At 69.6% G+C, this 15083-nt stretch carries 15 protein-coding genes; 9 read left to right on the top strand and 6 right to left on the bottom strand.

Annotated elements, in window-relative coordinates; all coding sequences use genetic code 11:
- The 9 genes from ON27_RS25085 to ON27_RS25045 all read left to right on the top strand — a co-directional run.
- On the top strand, positions 1-457 hold a 457-nt coding region (locus tag ON27_RS25085), incomplete at its 5' end, for an acyl-CoA dehydrogenase C-terminal domain-containing protein (protein ID WP_169334533.1).
- 46 nt (positions 458-503) lie between these two features.
- On the top strand, positions 504-1115 hold the full coding sequence (locus ON27_RS25080; RefSeq protein ID WP_245560101.1) for a QsdR family transcriptional regulator: 612 nt from the start codon (positions 504-506) through the stop codon (positions 1113-1115).
- A 273-nt stretch (positions 1116-1388) separates the two neighbouring features.
- Positions 1389-2144 carry a GntR family transcriptional regulator gene (locus ON27_RS25075; RefSeq protein WP_043732808.1) on the top strand — a complete coding sequence of 252 codons (756 nt, stop codon included), beginning with the start codon at positions 1389-1391 and terminating at the stop codon, positions 2142-2144.
- Positions 2145-2372 (top strand): 4Fe-4S dicluster domain-containing protein, encoded by a 228-nt coding sequence (locus tag ON27_RS25070; protein ID WP_043690033.1) that lies wholly within the window; start codon positions 2145-2147, stop codon positions 2370-2372.
- Positions 2373-2384: 12 nt separating this feature from the next.
- Complete coding sequence (locus ON27_RS25065; RefSeq protein WP_043732805.1) at positions 2385-3809, top strand: ABC transporter substrate-binding protein; 1425 nt, start codon at positions 2385-2387, stop codon at positions 3807-3809.
- The gene (locus ON27_RS25060) at positions 3806-4663 is read left to right on the top strand and encodes an ABC transporter permease (protein ID WP_043732802.1); all 858 of its coding nucleotides are present in this window, start codon (positions 3806-3808) and stop codon (positions 4661-4663) included. Before ON27_RS25065 ends, ON27_RS25060 begins: the two co-directional genes overlap by 4 nt.
- Positions 4660-5400, top strand: a complete 741-nt coding sequence (locus ON27_RS25055; protein WP_043732799.1) for an ABC transporter ATP-binding protein — start codon at positions 4660-4662, stop codon at positions 5398-5400. The genes ON27_RS25060 and ON27_RS25055 overlap by 4 nt, the downstream gene beginning before the upstream one ends.
- Positions 5397-8111, top strand: a complete 2715-nt coding sequence (locus tag ON27_RS25050; RefSeq protein WP_043732797.1) for a fumarate reductase/succinate dehydrogenase flavoprotein subunit — start codon at positions 5397-5399, stop codon at positions 8109-8111. The genes ON27_RS25055 and ON27_RS25050 overlap by 4 nt, the downstream gene beginning before the upstream one ends.
- 148 nt (positions 8112-8259) lie before the next feature.
- On the top strand, positions 8260-9399 hold the full coding sequence (locus ON27_RS25045) for a MarP family serine protease (RefSeq protein ID WP_043732839.1): 1140 nt from the start codon (positions 8260-8262) through the stop codon (positions 9397-9399).
- 6 nt (positions 9400-9405) lie between these two features.
- Here the strand turns inward: ON27_RS25045 and ON27_RS25040 are convergent, their stop codons facing one another.
- The 6 genes from ON27_RS25040 to ON27_RS25015 all read right to left on the bottom strand — a co-directional run bounded on the left by ON27_RS25040 (position 9406) and on the right by ON27_RS25015 (position 15045).
- Positions 9406-9990: an NAD-dependent epimerase/dehydratase family protein gene (locus ON27_RS25040; protein ID WP_043732795.1), complete on the bottom strand. Its 585-nt coding sequence runs from the start codon at positions 9988-9990 to the stop codon at positions 9406-9408.
- Between the two features lie 754 nt (positions 9991-10744).
- Positions 10745-11233, bottom strand: coding sequence for a GNAT family N-acetyltransferase (locus ON27_RS25035; RefSeq protein WP_043732793.1), 489 nt, complete (start codon positions 11231-11233; stop codon positions 10745-10747).
- A gap of 52 nt (positions 11234-11285) precedes the next feature.
- Positions 11286-12983: an FAD-dependent oxidoreductase gene (locus tag ON27_RS25030; RefSeq protein ID WP_043732791.1), complete on the bottom strand. Its 1698-nt coding sequence runs from the start codon at positions 12981-12983 to the stop codon at positions 11286-11288.
- A 111-nt stretch (positions 12984-13094) separates the two neighbouring features.
- Positions 13095-13505: an arsenate reductase ArsC gene (locus tag ON27_RS25025; RefSeq protein ID WP_043732788.1), complete on the bottom strand. Its 411-nt coding sequence runs from the start codon at positions 13503-13505 to the stop codon at positions 13095-13097.
- 5 nt (positions 13506-13510) lie between these two features.
- On the bottom strand, positions 13511-14653 hold the full coding sequence (gene arsB / locus ON27_RS25020) for an ACR3 family arsenite efflux transporter (RefSeq protein ID WP_245560103.1): 1143 nt from the start codon (positions 14651-14653) through the stop codon (positions 13511-13513).
- 14 nt (positions 14654-14667) lie between these two features.
- Positions 14668-15045, bottom strand: a complete 378-nt coding sequence (locus tag ON27_RS25015; protein WP_043732785.1) for an ArsR/SmtB family transcription factor — start codon at positions 15043-15045, stop codon at positions 14668-14670.
- Positions 15046-15083 lie beyond the last annotated feature (38 nt).

The raw sequence follows: 15083 nt of genomic DNA, 5'->3' as shown, positions 1-15083 counted from the left end.
CCACGAGGGCACACACGGCATCCAGGGATTGGATCTGCTGGGGCGCAAGGTGACCCAGCAGGGCGGAGCCAGTCTGCTCGCACTCGGGGGCAGGATCGACGCCACCATCACGGCCGCGCGCGCGGCGGGCGGTGAAGCGGCGGAGCTGGGCGCACAACTGGATGCGGCGTGGCGGCGGCTGGTCGAGGTGACCGCGAAGCTGTTCGCCTCCGGCGACATCGAGGCCGCGCTGGCCAACAGCTCGGTGTACCTGGAGGCTTTCGGGCACACCGTCGTGGCCTGGATCTGGCTCGAGCAGTTCCGCGCCGCCGCGGACCGTACCGGCGACTTCTACGACGGCAAGCGGCACGCGGCCCGATACTTCTATCGTTTCGAATTGCCCAAGACCGCACCGGCGCTGGATCTGCTCGCCCGGCTGGACACGACTACCCTGCAGATGCAGGACGCCTGGTTCTGAACACAACCCGTTTCGATACACTTCATCGAGGATGTATCATTCCGCGGTGATCGATTCCAGTCAGCGGACCACCCGCCCTCCCGGCCGACCGGCCTCCGCGACCAGGGAACAGGTCATCGAGCACGCTCGCCGGGCTTTCCTGTCCGGTGAGCGCGTGGACATCCAGGCGATCGCCGGACAGCTCGGACTCAGCCGGGCTTCGGTCTACCGCTGGTTCGGCTCTCGCGACGGTGTGCTCGGTGCGGTCCTGGCCGGGGAGTTCGAGGCGCTGCTCACCCGCGCGGACGCCCGCCGCCGCTCCACCGGCGCGCGGCGCATCCTGGACGTGCTGTACCGCGTGAATCGCTGGATGACCGACAACGAACCGTTCCGGCGCTATTTCGAGAACGAGCCGCTGTCCGGGCTGCGAATCCTCACCGCGGGCGACGGCCCGGTGCAACCCCTGGTCGTCGGCACCGTCCGCGAGCTGATCATCCGCGCCACGGAGGAGGACGGTTACACCCCGCCGCTGGAACCGGCACTGCTGGCCTACGCGCTGGTCCGGCTCGGCGAGGCATTCCTGTACAACGACAGCGTCGCGGGCATTCGCGGCGACGTCGACCGGCTACACGAGGTCCAGGCGGCGCTGCTGGGTATTCCCGAGGCGATCGCGCCGTAGCGGACGATGAGCGGAGTATCTACGCTTCGCCTCCGTAGATTTCGGGCCCAACTCGCGCCGACGGCGTAATTCGAATCGACCTGATCGGAATCCGCCGCGCGTCGCGAAGGTGGCGTAATACCCGGGCGTCGCCGCATATCGCCAGGTCGGGCCAGGGAGCGCCCGGCGCAATAACATCCTCTGAATCCGCCGGGTCGAAAGCCGGGCGTCCACCCCTCCGCAACGCCGTTATCGTCGCTATTCGTGCAGGTCAGCGACAGTAAGGCGGAGAGAGTGGCAGCGGAACCCACGCCGGTGCGGCAGTTGCGCGCCGATCAAGCGCGACGGGTGGCCGACATCTTGCGCCACCAACTGCACGCCGGCGCCTTCGAGGGCGCGCTGCCGAGCGAACAGGAACTCGCCGCCGAGTACGGCGCCTCGCGCAACACCGTGCGCGATGCCTTGGCGCTGTTGAAGGACGAGGGGTTGATCGATCGGGCGCCCAAGGTGGGCACCCGGGTCGCCACCCGCAAGTACGACCACGGCCTCGACGCGCTGCTGGGATTGCAGGAAGCCGTCAAGGGCCACGGCACCGTGCGTAACGAGGTGCGCGCGGCGATGCACGTCGCCGCGCCGCCCGCCGTCGCCCGCAGGCTCGGTCTCGCGCCGGGCGAGCGCGTGGTCTACCTCGAGCGGCTGCGTTATCTCGCGGATCTGCCGCTGAGCCTCGACCTCACCTACCTCGTGCCCGATATCGGCACCGAGGTGCTCGGCCACGACCTCGAGCACACCGACGTCTTCGTGCTGCTGGAACGCATCAGCGGTCGGACGCTCGGCTCGGCCGACCTCGCCTTGGAGGCGGTGCCCGCCGACCCGCACACCGCCACCACCCTCGACGTCCCCGGCGGCGCGCCGCTGCTGATGCTGGAACGACTGACCCGGCTCGACGACGGCCGTCCGGTCGACCTGGAGTACATCCGCATGCGCGGCGACCGCATCACCATGCGCGGCAGCCTGACCCGCGGCAACCCCGAATGGAAGGTCCTCTAGATGGCACTCGTGAACCAGCGCGCCGACATCCCCGTCACCATCGACGAGTCGCTGTGCATCCAGGGATGCACGCTGTGCGTCGAGATCTGCCCCCTCGACTCCCTGGCCATCAACCCCGACAACGGCAAGGCCTTCATGCACGTGGACGAGTGCTGGTACTGCGGTCCGTGCGCGGCTCGCTGCCCCACCGGCGCCGTCACCGTCAATATGCCCTACCTGCTCCGCTGATCTGGAAGACCGATGAAAGTGAAACTCGCCCCTGCCCTGCTCGCCGCCGCCCTCGCGCTGACCGGGTGCTCGCTGGAGCAGACCGACGACACCCCGGCGGGCACCGTCAAGGTGGTCGTCGGCTACCAGTCAAAGACCATCAACACCGTCACCGCGGGCACCTTGCTGCGCGCACAGGGCTACCTCGAACAGCGCCTGCGGAAGATCACCGAAAACGGCGGGGCGAACTACCAGGTCGAGTGGCAGGACTACGACACCGGCGCGCCGATCACCGCGCAGATGGTGGCCGAGAAGATCGACATCGGATCGATGGGCGACTACCCGTTGCTGATCAACGGCTCCCGCACCCAGGTCAACGAGCGCGCACGCACCGAACTGGTGTCGGTCACCGGGTACAACCCCAAAGGCGCGCTGAACATGGTCGTCGTGCCGAACGATTCGGCCGCCACCGGCATCGGCGACCTGGCCGGGCAGAAGATCTCGGCCAGCGTGGGTTCGGCCGGGCACGGCACGCTGGTGCAGGCGCTGTCGCGGGCCGGGATCGATCCGGCCAAGGGCGTGGAGGTGCTCAACCAGCAGCCGCAGGTCGGCGCGACCGCCCTGGAATCCCGTCAGGTGGGCGCGCTGTCGCAGTTCGTCGCTTGGCCCGGTCTGGTCGTCTTCCAGAACAAGGCCAAGCTGCTCTACGACGGCGCCGAACTCGGAGTGCCGACCTTCCACGGCGTGGTGGCCCGGCGCGCGTACGCCGCCGAGCACCCGGAGGTGCTGCAGGCGTTCCTGGCCGCGCAACTGGACGCCACCCAGTTCCTGCGGGAGAAGCCCTTCGAGGCCGCGAAGATCGTCGCCGACGGGTCCGGACTGCCCCAGGAGGTGGTGTACCTCTACAACGGTCCCGGCGGAACCAGTTTCGACACCACGCTCAAACCGAGCCTGATCGCGGCGCTCAAAGGCGATGTGGCGTACCTGAAGTCGATCGGCGACTTCGCGGAGCTGGACATCGACCGGTTCGTCGACGACGCGCCGCTGCGCAAGGTGTTCGCCGAGACCGGCCGCGACTACGACCGCGACCTGGCGAACACCGCCAACCCGACGCGCGTCACCGGCGCCGACCAGGTCTGCGGCACCGCGGCGGAGAATCCCGAGCTGGCCGGCGAACTGTGGCTGGACGGCGCGCCGACACCGCAACCGGCGGCGAACCCGACCTGCCTGCTGCGCGCGATCCAGGCCGCGAAAGCGCAGGGCAAGACGATCCGCGCCGCTTACGTACCGGATACCGAACTGGGCACGCGGTGGTTCGCCGACAAGTCGATCTGGCTGCGGGACGGCGCCGCGTATCTGCCCTTCACCACGCCGGCCGCCGCGCAGCGCTACCGGCAGGCGCATCCGTCCGCCACCGCGGTCGGCTACGACCAGGCCGTCACGGAAGTACGCGGATGACCAGCGAACTCGCCGCACGGGCAGTGCGACCCGTGGCGGAACCCGCCGCCGCTGGACCGGAAGCCGCCCCGGCGGCACGGTCGGCCTGGCGTTCACGCCTGCTGCGGGTCGCCTCGGTCGCCGTCGCGGTCGGTCTGTGGCAATTGGTGACGGTCAACGACATCCGGGCGGGCCTTCGTTTCGACACGCTGCCCACCGTCACGGAGATCGTCGCCGAATTCGGCACACAGCTGCGCGCCGACCAGTACTACCTGGACATCGCGCAGTCGCTGCTGCGGATCGTCACCGGCTTCGGCCTGGCCGCCGTGGTCGGCGTGCTCGCGGGTATCGGCCTGGGCCGATCGCGGCTGCTCGCCGACACCTTCGGCCCGCTGGCCGAACTGATCCGGCCGATCCCGGCCATCGCTCTTGTCCCCGTCGCGATCCTGCTGTTCCCCAGCGACGAATCCGGCATCGTGTTCATCACGTTCACCGCCTCGCTGTTCCCGGTGCTGGTCAGCACCAGGCACGCGGTGCGGGCGCTGCCCACCATCTGGGAGGACGCGGTGCGCACGCTCGGCGCGTCGCGGCTGGACGTGCTCGCGCGCGTGGTGTTTCCCGGCATCCTGCCCGGCGTCTTCAGCGGATTGTCGGTCGGCGTCGGCGTGGCGTGGATCTGCCTGATCTCGGCGGAGATGATCTCCGGGCGCCTCGGCGTCGGCTACCGCACCTGGCAGGCGTACACGATCGTGGACTATCCGGCCGTGTTCGTCGGCATGATCACCATCGGCGTCCTCGGTTTCGCGACATCGGGGCTGGTCGAGCTGGCCGGCCGCCGCATCACCCGCTGGCTGCCCAGAGAGGTCGAAGCATGACGACAGTGATCGACGCACCGGCATCGGCCGGAATGCGCCTGAATCTCACCGGTGTCCGGATCGCCTACGGCCGCGAGCCGGTGCTCGACGGACTCGACTTGTCGATCGCGCCGGGCGAGATCCTCGTCGTGGTCGGCAAATCCGGGTGCGGCAAGTCGACGTTGCTGCGCGCGATCGCCGGGCTGCGTGCACCGGAAGGCGGAGCCATTCTGGCCGACAGCGCTCCCGTCTCCGGGCCGGCGGCCGACCGCGCCCTGGTGTTCCAGGACGACGCGCTGCTGCCCTGGCGCACCGTGCGGCAGAACATCGAACTCGCCCTGTGCCTGCGCGGCACACCCCGGGCCCAGCGGCGAGCCACCGCCTTGCACTGGGTGGACGAAGTCGGGCTCACCGGCTACGCCGACTACCTGCCGCGCGACCTGTCCGGCGGAATGCGCCAGCGCGTGCAGCTCGCGCGCAGCCTGGCCGCCGCGCCGCGCGCCGTGCTGATGGACGAGCCGTTCGGCGCACTCGACACCCAGACCAGGGAAACCATGCAGCGCCTGCTGATCCAGACCTGGCGCGCCCACCCCACCACCATCGTCTTCGTCACCCACGATCTCGACGAGGCCCTGCTGCTCGGCGACCGCATCGCCGTGCTGGGCGGCGGCGCGCTGCGGGCGCTGGTGCCGGTGCCCAGCCCGCGGGACGCGATCGACCGGTCCGCGACGAAGGCCGAGATCCTGGAGAGACTGTGAACATTCCGCCGCTGCCGGAACACATCCGGCTGGACTGCGACGTGCTCGTCATCGGCGGCGGCACCGCGGGCACGATGGCCGCGCTCACCGCCGCCGAGCAGGGCGCGAACGTGCTGCTGCTGGAGAAGGCGCACGTGCGGCACTCCGGTGCGCTGGCCATGGGCATGGACGGCGTGAACAACGCCGTGATCCCGGGCAAAGCCGAACCGGAGGACTACGTCGCCGAGATCACCAGGGCCAACGACGGCATCGTCGACCAGCGCACCGTGTACCAGACCGCGACGCGCGGCTTCGCCATGGTGCAGCGGCTGGAGCGCTACGGCGTGAAGTTCGAGAAGGACGAGTACGGCGAGTACGCGGTGCGCCGGGTGCACCGCTCCGGTTCGTACGTGCTGCCGATGCCCGAGGGCAAGGACGTCAAGAAGGCGCTGTACCGCGTGCTGCGCCAGCGCAAGATGCGCGAGCGGATCCGCATCGAGAACCGCCTCATGCCGGTGCGTGTGCTCACCGCCGACGGACGCGCCGTCGGCGCCGCCGCGCTGCACACGCGCACCGGCGAATTCGTCGCCGTCGGCGCCAAGGCGGTCATCCTGGCCACCGGACCGTGCGGCAGGCTCGGACTGCCCGCGAGCGGATACCTGTACGGCACCTACGAGAACCCGACCAACGCGGGCGACGGTTACTCGATGGCCTACCACGCGGGCGCCGAACTCAGCGGCATCGAATGCTTCCAGATCAACCCGCTGATCAAGGACTACAACGGCCCGGCCTGCGCGTACGTCGCCAATCCGTTCGGCGGCTACCAGGTCAACGCCGACGGCGAACGCTTCGTGGACTCCGACTACTGGTCGGGCCAGATGATGGCCGAGGTCAAGCGGGAGATCGAATCCGCGCGCGGCCCCATCTACCTCAAGGTGTCGCACCTGCCCGACGAGACGCTGAACACCCTCGAAGGCATCCTGCACACCACCGAACGCCCCACCCGAGGCACCTTCCACGCCAACCGCGGCCACGACTACCGCACCCACGACATCGAAATGCACATCTCCGAAATCGGCTTGTGCAGTGGACACTCCGCCTCCGGCGTGTGGGTCGACGAACACGCGCGCACCACCGTGCCCGGCCTGTACGCGGCGGGCGATCTGGCGTGCGTGCCGCACAACTACATGATCGGCGCGTTCGTCTTCGGCGATCTCGCCGGCGCGCACGCCGCGTCCACCCTGGCGCAGGTCACCGCCCCCGCCGAGCTGCCGGAGGACCAACTGGCCGACGCGCACGAACTGATCTACCGCCCGCTGCGCCATCCGGACGGACCGCCGCAGCCGCAGGTGGAATACAAGCTGCGCCGTTTCGTCAACGACTATGTGGCACCGCCCAAGACGGCCACGAAGCTGGCCATCGCGGTGGAGACCTTCGACCGGATGCGCGGGGAGGTCGAGGGCATCGGCGCGCGCACCCCGCACGAGCTGATGCGCGCGGTGGAGGTGTCGTTCATCCGCGACTGCGCCGAGATGGCCGCTCGCAGCTCGCTGACCAGGACCGAATCCCGTTGGGGCCTCTACCACGAGCGCGCCGACCTACCCGAACGCGACGATGTCGAATGGCGGTACCACCTCAACCTGCGCAAGAACCCCGACGGAACCATGGGCTTCCTGAAGCGGCCGGTGGCGCCGTACCTGGTTCCGGTGCCCGGGCTCGACGACCTGCCCTCGGCCGACGCCGAGGCGGTGCCGGTGCCGGTGCACCAGCCGCACCACAGCGCGGGCCGTGCACCGCACCTCGGCGCCGCCGGTGAGCGCGACCGGGCCGGAGCCGGTGCGGCGCGGCCGACGACTCCCCCGTCACCCAGGATCGTCGCGCTGCTCGCGCTCGACGAGCCCACCGTGGCGCAACTGTCGGCCTACCTGACCGATCCGGACCCGGGCGTGCGAGCCGCGGCGATCTCGGTGCTGACCGAGCACACCCCCGAAGGTTTCGCGACCGCCCTCGGCGACGCCTTGGACGACGAGGCGGCCTCGGTCCGACGCGCGGCCGCGGCGAGCCTGCGCGAACTCGTCGAGGTCCTGCCCGCCGCGCCCGGGCTCTCCGACCGGCTCGATTCGGCCGACCCGATCGTGCGGGCCACCGTGATCGATCTGTTGCGCGCCCTGCGGGCGGGCGAAGCCACGCAGTATCGCGCCGCGCTGGCGGACGGGGACCATCGCGTCCGGATCGAGGCGGTCCGCGCGCTGGTCTCGCTCGACGACCGCGACGGCGTCGCCGCCCTGGCCGCCGACCCCAACCGGGAAGTGCGGATCGCCGTCGCCCAAGGTTTGGCCGCCATCGGCGACGGCGGCGTCGAAGTTCTCCGTCACCTCGCCGACGACCAGGACCCGCTGGTCCGCGCCGCGGCGCTGACCGCCTTCGCCCAGCTGGGCGCGCGATCCGAAGATGTCGCGACGCTGGCGGCCGCGCTGCGACACTCGGCCTGGCAGATCCGGGTGGGCGCGGCGCGCGGGCTGGCCGGCGCCGATCCCGATCTCGCGGTGCCGATCCTCGCTGCGGCGCTGGACGATCCGCATCTCGACGTCCGCAAAGCGGCCGTGCTGTCGCTGTCGGCGTGGCCGGACCTGCCCACCGCGCACGACGCGCTGCGCGCCGCCATCGACGACACCGATGCCGACGTCCGCGCGTATGCCCGGCGAGCGCTGGCCACCCAGCCCACGGTGTAGAGCGACATGGTTGCCGCAGCTCGAATAGCTGATTAGATTAGCGGCTCGACCGTTGCCGACGCGCTAGCCGGATATAGCCGGGCGGCGACGGGGGCGGCCGACGACGAGTCCGTCGCCGTTCCTCATCAGCAGCGACGGGAGTATGGCGTTGACCTTGCCGAACTGGCTGGATCTCGTCGTGCTCGGCACCCTCGTGGCCGCCGCGGTGCTCGGCTGGCGCCACGGCGCCATCGTGGGACTACCTGGTTTCGCGGGCGCACTGGCGGGCGCGATTCTCGGCGCGGCGCTCTCGGCGACCACGCTCGGTCAGCTCGCTCCGGGCGCCGTGCGGCTGCTGCTCGCGCTGACGGTGATCATCGGACTGGTCGCGTTCGGCGCGATCGCCGGACACCGGGCCGGTCGCGCCGCGCGGGCGGCGGTCTCCGACCCCGTCACGCGCCGCGTGGACGCGCTCGGCGGATGCCTTCTGTATACGGTCGCGGTCCCCCTGGTGGTGTGGCTGTTCACCGCGCCGCTGGAATCCGCGGCCTCGGTGCGCGATTCGGCGACCGTGCGGACCGTCGACGAGATCGCGCCGTTCTGGCTGTCCGGCCTGTCCGATGTGCTCACCGCGCCCATCGTTGACGCCGGGCTCGCGCGCCCGCTCGCACCGCCCGATCCCGGCATCGTGGCAGGCCCGATGCCCGCCGAGCTGCGGCCGAGCGTGCTTCGCGTCCAAGACCTCGCACCGACCTGCGGCGTGCGCCAATCCGGCTCCGGATTCGTCATCGCCCCGGAACGGGTGCTGACCAACGCCCACGTCGTCGCCGGATCCAGCAAGGTCTCCGTCGACGCCGCGACCGGGCAGCTCACCGCGACCGTCGTACAGTTCGATCCGATCATGGACATCGCGGTCCTCGCCGTCCCGGGTCTCACCGCGCCCGCCCTCACCGTCGCGCCCCGCGCCGCCGGTCCCGGCGCCGACGCCATCGCGCTCGGCTACCCGAGGGGCGGGTCCTACACCGCGTCCGCCACCCGGGTGCGCAGCCGAGCCGCGCGCCAGGTGCGCGACATCTACCGCACCGGCCTCGGCGAACGCGAGATCTACACGCTGGACGGTTCGATCCAGCACGGCAACTCCGGCGGACCGCTGGTCGACCGCGAAGGCCGCGTGCTCGGCATCGTGTTCGGCGTCGACGAGAACGACAGCAACGTCGGGTTCGCCACCAGCCTGCCGGAGGTGCTCGATCGTCTCGACCACGCATGGCGCTCCGACCGGGCGGTCGACACCGGCCCCTGCGCCTCCTGACCGGCGCTAGGACGCGTCGGCGACGATCACCACACCGCTCGACGCGTCGAGCAGCGGGATCGTCCGCTGCGCGGCATCGTCGACGTGCACACGCGGGTGAGCGGGCAGTTCGGTCTCGTAATAGGTGCCCGGCCCGTAGAACTGGCCATACTTCACCACCACGCCGTCGAAGTCGAGCACAGCCGTTTCGTGCTCCTCGATCACCGCACCCCGGCCCGCGGGCGGCTCCCACGCGATGCTCTGCGCCAGGAAACGCCGCGCGTCGGCCGCCCGCGCGGCCGCGATCAAGTTACGGGTGCCCTCGGTGCGGATGCGCGCGTTCGCCTCGGCGCGCTCCGGCAGCAGCGCCGCGTCGTCCGGCAAGTCGGTCAGCTGATGCAGCACCATTTCCGAACCGAACCCGACCACAGCGGCGATCAAGGCATCCGCGTCGTAGACGTCACACACCACCGGCTGCGCGCCCGCCGCCCGCACCTGATCGGCCTTCGCCGCCGACCGGGTCATCCCCGCGACCTCGTGCCCCGCCTCGACCAGCAGCGGAAGCAAGCGGACACCGATCACGCCGGTCGCACCGGCCAGGAAGATGCGCACTGTGTTATTTTGCCGCGACTTCGTCGCGGCGTGTTCGCGGCCCCCTTGTGGCTCGCTGTGTTTGTTTTCCAGCGCCTGCGGCGCTGGGTGTTCGCGGCCCCTCTATGGCTCGCGTCCGAGCGACCGCCGCTTGCGACTTCGTCGCGGACGCGGCGGCCGCTCGGACGCGAGCCGGGCCGCGAACGGCGCATGCACTGTCTCGCTTCGCTCGAAACCTGGGGTTGCGGTGCGCTGGGCGCGGTGGTAGGCGAGCTCGACACACAGGGCACGGGATGCGCAGGTAAGTCTCTCGGTCGAGGCGGGGCCTGTGGTCGCCGTCCATGTGTAGCCGCTCAGGCGTGACCTGGGTCAGGGGTTCGTCGTCAGAGCCCGCGGCGCTGGGGCTCGCGGGCCTGTTGTGGCCGCGAACGGCGGATGCTCGGTCTCGCTTCGCTCGAAACCTGGGTTGAGGTGCGCTGAGCGCGTTGGTAGGTGAGTTCGACACAGAGGGGACGGGGTTAGCAGGGGCGAGTCTCTCGGGTTAACGCCGGGCTTGTGGTCGCCGTTTATGCGGTGGCCGCAAAGGCGTCAGAGGGGTGGTTGGTTTGGAGCCCGCGGTGCTGGAGGGCCGGGTGCCGTTGTGGGCGCGAACGGCACATGCTCGGTCGGGGACCGGTGGTTGAGGTGGCTAGGCGCTTTGGGATGCGAGGTGGACGTAGGGCACGTGACTCGCGGGCAGTCCGGCTATCGGGTGACGAAAGGTGTTGCGCGGCATCTAAACGCAGCGCACCCAGGCGGTGACCGTATCGCCTTTCATCGTGTAGTCGATGCCGCGAGCGGTCAGCATGCGTCGCACGGCCGTGTTGTCCGCTGTCGTGCTCACGAAGAGTTCGGCGTAACCCTCGGCGGTTGCCCGCTCGATCAGTTCGCCGAGCACCGCGGTTCCAATGCCCGATCCGCGGCGCGAGCGGCCGATCCACACTCCGGCCTCGGCGGCGCCCGGCGCGGTGGGGAGCGGGCACAGTCGTGCCGCTCCGACCACCTCGCCGTCCACTCGGATGCCGTAGGTCGATTCGACCGGCGGAGTCGCCAGCGCCCGGCTTCGGTGAAACGCTCGGAAACCCGCGGCACGGTCGGCATTCCAGCTCCCGCCGGGGCCGTCGACCGGCATCACCTCGCCAGGGTCCGCATCGGCGACGGCCGCGTGCAGGAGTTCGGTGAGCAACAGCTCGTCGAGCGGTTCCAGGGTGACATGGGCGGGCACAGCGCCGATCCTGTCACCCCGGACAGCGGTGAGCGACCGGTTTTCCGCCCGCTCAGACCGGGGTGATCGGCAGGCGCAGTGCGCCGGGCGCGGCGACCGGCACCACCGGGTTCTTCGGTTCGACCGACGACAGTCTGCGGTAAGCGGCACCCAAGGGCGGGCGCTGGTCGTCCTCGCCCTTGTTCGGCCACAGCGCCATCGCGCGTTCGGCTTGGGCGGTGATGGTCAGCGAGGGATTCACGCCCAGGTTCGCCGAGATGGTCGAGCCGTCGGTGATGTGCAGACCGGGGTGCCCGTAGACCCGGTGGTACGGGTCGACGACGCCGGTCTCGGGCGAGTCGCCGATCGCGCAACCGCCGATGAAGTGGCCGGTGATCGGCGTGTTCACCAGCTCGGTCCAGGCGCCCTGCGGAAGGCCGTCGATCTTCTCGGCGATCCGCCTGGTCACCTCGTGGCCTTCCGGAATCCAGGTCGGCGGCGCGGCACCGGCACCGGGCTTGGTCGTCATGCGCTTGCCGAACAAGCCGCGCTTGGTGTAGGTCACGATCGAGTTGTCCACGTTCTGCATGACGAGCACGCCGACCATGCGCTCGGACCAGTGCCGCGGATTGTGCAGCCGATGCAGATTGCGGCGCTGCTTGATCAGCTCCTTCACCCCGAGCAACCAGCGGGCCTTGCCTTCCTGACCGTCCACCAGCACGGTCGTCAGCAGACCCATCGCGTTGCTGCCCTTGCCGTAGCGCACCGGCTCGACGTGGGTGTAGTCGTTGGGGTGGATGGACGAGGTGATCGCGACGCCCTTGGTGAAGTCGACGTCCTTGCGCAGCGATCGCGCGGCCAGCACCGCCTCGGAGTTGGTGCGCGACAGATGCCCGAGACGCGGCGACACATGCGGCAGACTGCCTGTTTCGCGCAGCCGGTGCAGCAGCTTCTGGGTGCCGAGCGCCGCGGCCGCGAAGATCACCTGGTCCGCGGTGAACGTCTGCTTCGCCTTGCGCACCCACCGCCCGGTGCGCACCGTCCGCACTTCGTAGCCGCCCTCCGGCCGCGGCCGCACGTCGGTGACCGTCGTCAGGGCATGGACGGTGGCGCCGGCTTTTTCGGCCAGATACAGGTAGTTCTTCACCAGTGTGTTCTTCGCGCCGTGCCGGCAGCCGGTCATGCACTCACCGCAGTGCGTGCAGGTCGAGCGCGACGGGCCCACTCCGCCGAAGTACGGGTCGGCGACCTCTTGGCCCGGCCGGGAATCGCCGTCCGCGAACAACACGCCCACCGGGGTGCGGCGATAGGTGTGGGCGATGCCCATGTCCTCCGCGACCTCGCGCAGGATCCGGTCCGCCGGGGTGGTGGCCGGGTTCTCGGTGACGCCGAGCATTCGTTTCGCCTGGTCGTAGAACGGCGCCAGCTCCGCGCGCCAGTCGGTGATGTGCGCCCACTGCTTGTCGCGGTAGAACTTCTCCGGCGGCTCGTAGAGGGTGTTGGCGTAGACCAGCGACCCACCGCCGACCCCCGTCCCGCTCATGATGAAGGTGTCGTTGAGCAGAGTCAGCCGCTGAATGCCGTAGCAGCCGAGTTTCGGCGCCCACAGGTACTCGCGCAGATGCCAGGAGTTCTTCGCGTACTCGTCGTCGGCGAACCGACGGCCCGCCTCGAGCACGCCGACCCGGTATCCCTTCTCGGTCAACCGCAGTGCGGCCACGCTGCCGCCGAAGCCGGATCCGATGACGAGCACGTCGTAGTGGCTGTCCATGTACTCGAGCGTATGGCGGTAAACCAGCAGGCCGGACGAGAGATACGGACGCGATATCGAGATTTTCGGCCATATTCGCGTGCGCTCGTCCGGGCGGCACACGCGAGCTGCCTACCGCGCGTCAGGCGCCAGTTCGCTGATGAGGTCTTCGACGAGTGTGCGGATCTCGTCGCGGATGGGGCGGACGGCGTGGATGCCCCGGCCCGCGGGGTCGTCGAGTTTCCAGTCGCGGTAGTCCACGCCGGGAAAGTAGGGGCAGGCGTCGCCACAGCCCATGGTGATGACCACGGTGGAGGTTTCGACCGTGTCGGGGGTGAGGATTTTCGGGTTCTGGCCGGAGATGTCGATGCCGACCTCGGCCATGGCTTCGACCGCGGCGGGATTGACGGTGTCGGCGGGTGCGCTGCCGGCGGAGCGGACTTCTATGGCGTCTCCGGCGAGGTGGGTGAGGAATCCGGCGGCCATTTGCGAGCGTCCGGCGTTGTGGACGCAGACGAAGAGGACGCTGGGCTTGGATGCCATGAGCGCTATGCCCTTTCAGCTGGTTCGGGTGTCGAGGTCTGCGGGCGGCTCGCGCCGGGGTCGGTCTCCCCTGCCCGGTCCGCCGGTATCGGCGTGGCAGGGCCGGTGGTGGGGAACTTGCCGCGCAGCGCGAGCGAGACGTACACCAGCCCCACGAGAACGGGCACTTCGATGAGCGGTCCCACGACTCCGGCCAGTGCTTGACCGGAAGCGGCGCCGTAGGTGGCGATGGCGACGGCGATGGCGAGTTCGAAGTTGTTGCCCGCGGCGGTGAAGGCCAGCGTGGTGGTGCGCGCGTAGCCGAGGCCCAGGACGGCGCCGAGCAGGTAGCCGCCGCCCCACATGATCGCGAAGTAGACCAGCAGCGGGATCGCGATCCGCACGACGTCCAGCGGCCGGGCGGTGATCTGCTCGCCTTGCAGGGCGAACAGGATCACGATGGTGCACAGCAGCCCGTACAGCGCCCACGGCCCGATCTGCGGGAGCAGCGTGGTTTCGTACCAGTCGCGGCCCTTGGCGCGTTCGCCGAAACGGCGCGTCAGGTAGCCCGCCAGCAGCGGGATACCGAGGAAGATCAGCACCGATTTCGCGATCTGCACCGGCGAGGCGTCGATGGTGGTCTGCTCCAGACCGAGCAGGCCGGGCAGCACCGACAGGTAGAACCAGCCCAGTACCGCGAACATGACCACCTGGAACACCGAGTTCAACGCGACCAGCACGGCGGCGGCTTCACGGTCTCCGCAGGCCAGGTCGTTCCAGATGACGACCATCGCGATGCAGCGCGCCAACCCGACGATGATCAATCCCGTCCGGTATTCCGGCAGATCCGCCAACAGCAGCCATGCCAGCGCGAACATCAGCGCCGGGCCCAGCAGCCAGTTCAGCACCAGCGACCCGATCAGCAACTTCCGGTCGCCGGTGACGGTGCCGAGCCGGTCGTAGCGAACCTTCGCCAGCACCGGGTACATCATGATCAGCAACCCGATCGCGATCGGCAGCGAAATGCCATCGATCTCCACCGCGCTCAACCCGTCCCCGAGGCCGGGGATCACGCGTCCGAGCAATAGGCCGGCGGCCATCGCGACACCGATCCACACCGGCAGCAACCGGTCCAGGGTCGACAGCTTCCCCACAACCCCGCTCTCCATGGCGGCATCCGCGCTCACGCGTCAACCCCCGCAGCAGCGCCGCTTTCGACCAGCAGCACATCCGACAACCGTTGCAGCGCTTCGGGAATCACTCGGTAGTACACCCAGGAGGCACGGCGCTCGCTGGCCAGCAACCCGGCCTCGCGCAGCACCTTCAAATGATGCGAGATCGTCGGCTGAGTCAGATCGATGCCCTCGGACAGATCGCACACACACGCTTCCTGCCCGGCGCGCGCGGCGATCGCACTCAGCAGCCGCAGCCGCATCGGATCCGACAGCGCTTTGAACACCCCCGCCAACTCCGCGGCGGCCTGCGCGGTCAACGGTTCACGCACGATCGGCGCGGCGGTGCACGACTGCACCGGCACGATCGGAAGCTGCGATTTCGACATACGCCTATATTGATCGATATCAATACGCCAGGACAAGC

Origin of the sequence: Nocardia asiatica NBRC 100129, assembly GCF_000308415.1 — a bacterium.
Taxonomy (GTDB): Bacteria; Actinomycetota; Actinomycetes; order Mycobacteriales; family Mycobacteriaceae; genus Nocardia; species Nocardia asiatica.
This window is presented reverse-complemented; position numbering and strand designations above follow the sequence as displayed.

Coding starts and splice junctions, on each gene's coding strand:
- ON27_RS25055 (WP_043732799.1), top strand. CDS start 4,660: ATGACGACAGTGATCGACGCACCGGCATCGGCCGGAATGCGCCTGAAT.
- ON27_RS25030 (WP_043732791.1), bottom strand. CDS start 12,983: ATGGACAGCCACTACGACGTGCTCGTCATCGGATCCGGCTTCGGCGGC.
- ON27_RS25065 (WP_043732805.1), top strand. CDS start 2,385: ATGAAAGTGAAACTCGCCCCTGCCCTGCTCGCCGCCGCCCTCGCGCTG.
- arsB (WP_245560103.1), bottom strand. CDS start 14,653: ATGGAGAGCGGGGTTGTGGGGAAGCTGTCGACCCTGGACCGGTTGCTG.
- ON27_RS25025 (WP_043732788.1), bottom strand. CDS start 13,505: ATGGCATCCAAGCCCAGCGTCCTCTTCGTCTGCGTCCACAACGCCGGA.
- ON27_RS25070 (WP_043690033.1), top strand. CDS start 2,145: ATGGCACTCGTGAACCAGCGCGCCGACATCCCCGTCACCATCGACGAG.
- ON27_RS25060 (WP_043732802.1), top strand. CDS start 3,806: ATGACCAGCGAACTCGCCGCACGGGCAGTGCGACCCGTGGCGGAACCC.
- ON27_RS25015 (WP_043732785.1), bottom strand. CDS start 15,045: ATGTCGAAATCGCAGCTTCCGATCGTGCCGGTGCAGTCGTGCACCGCC.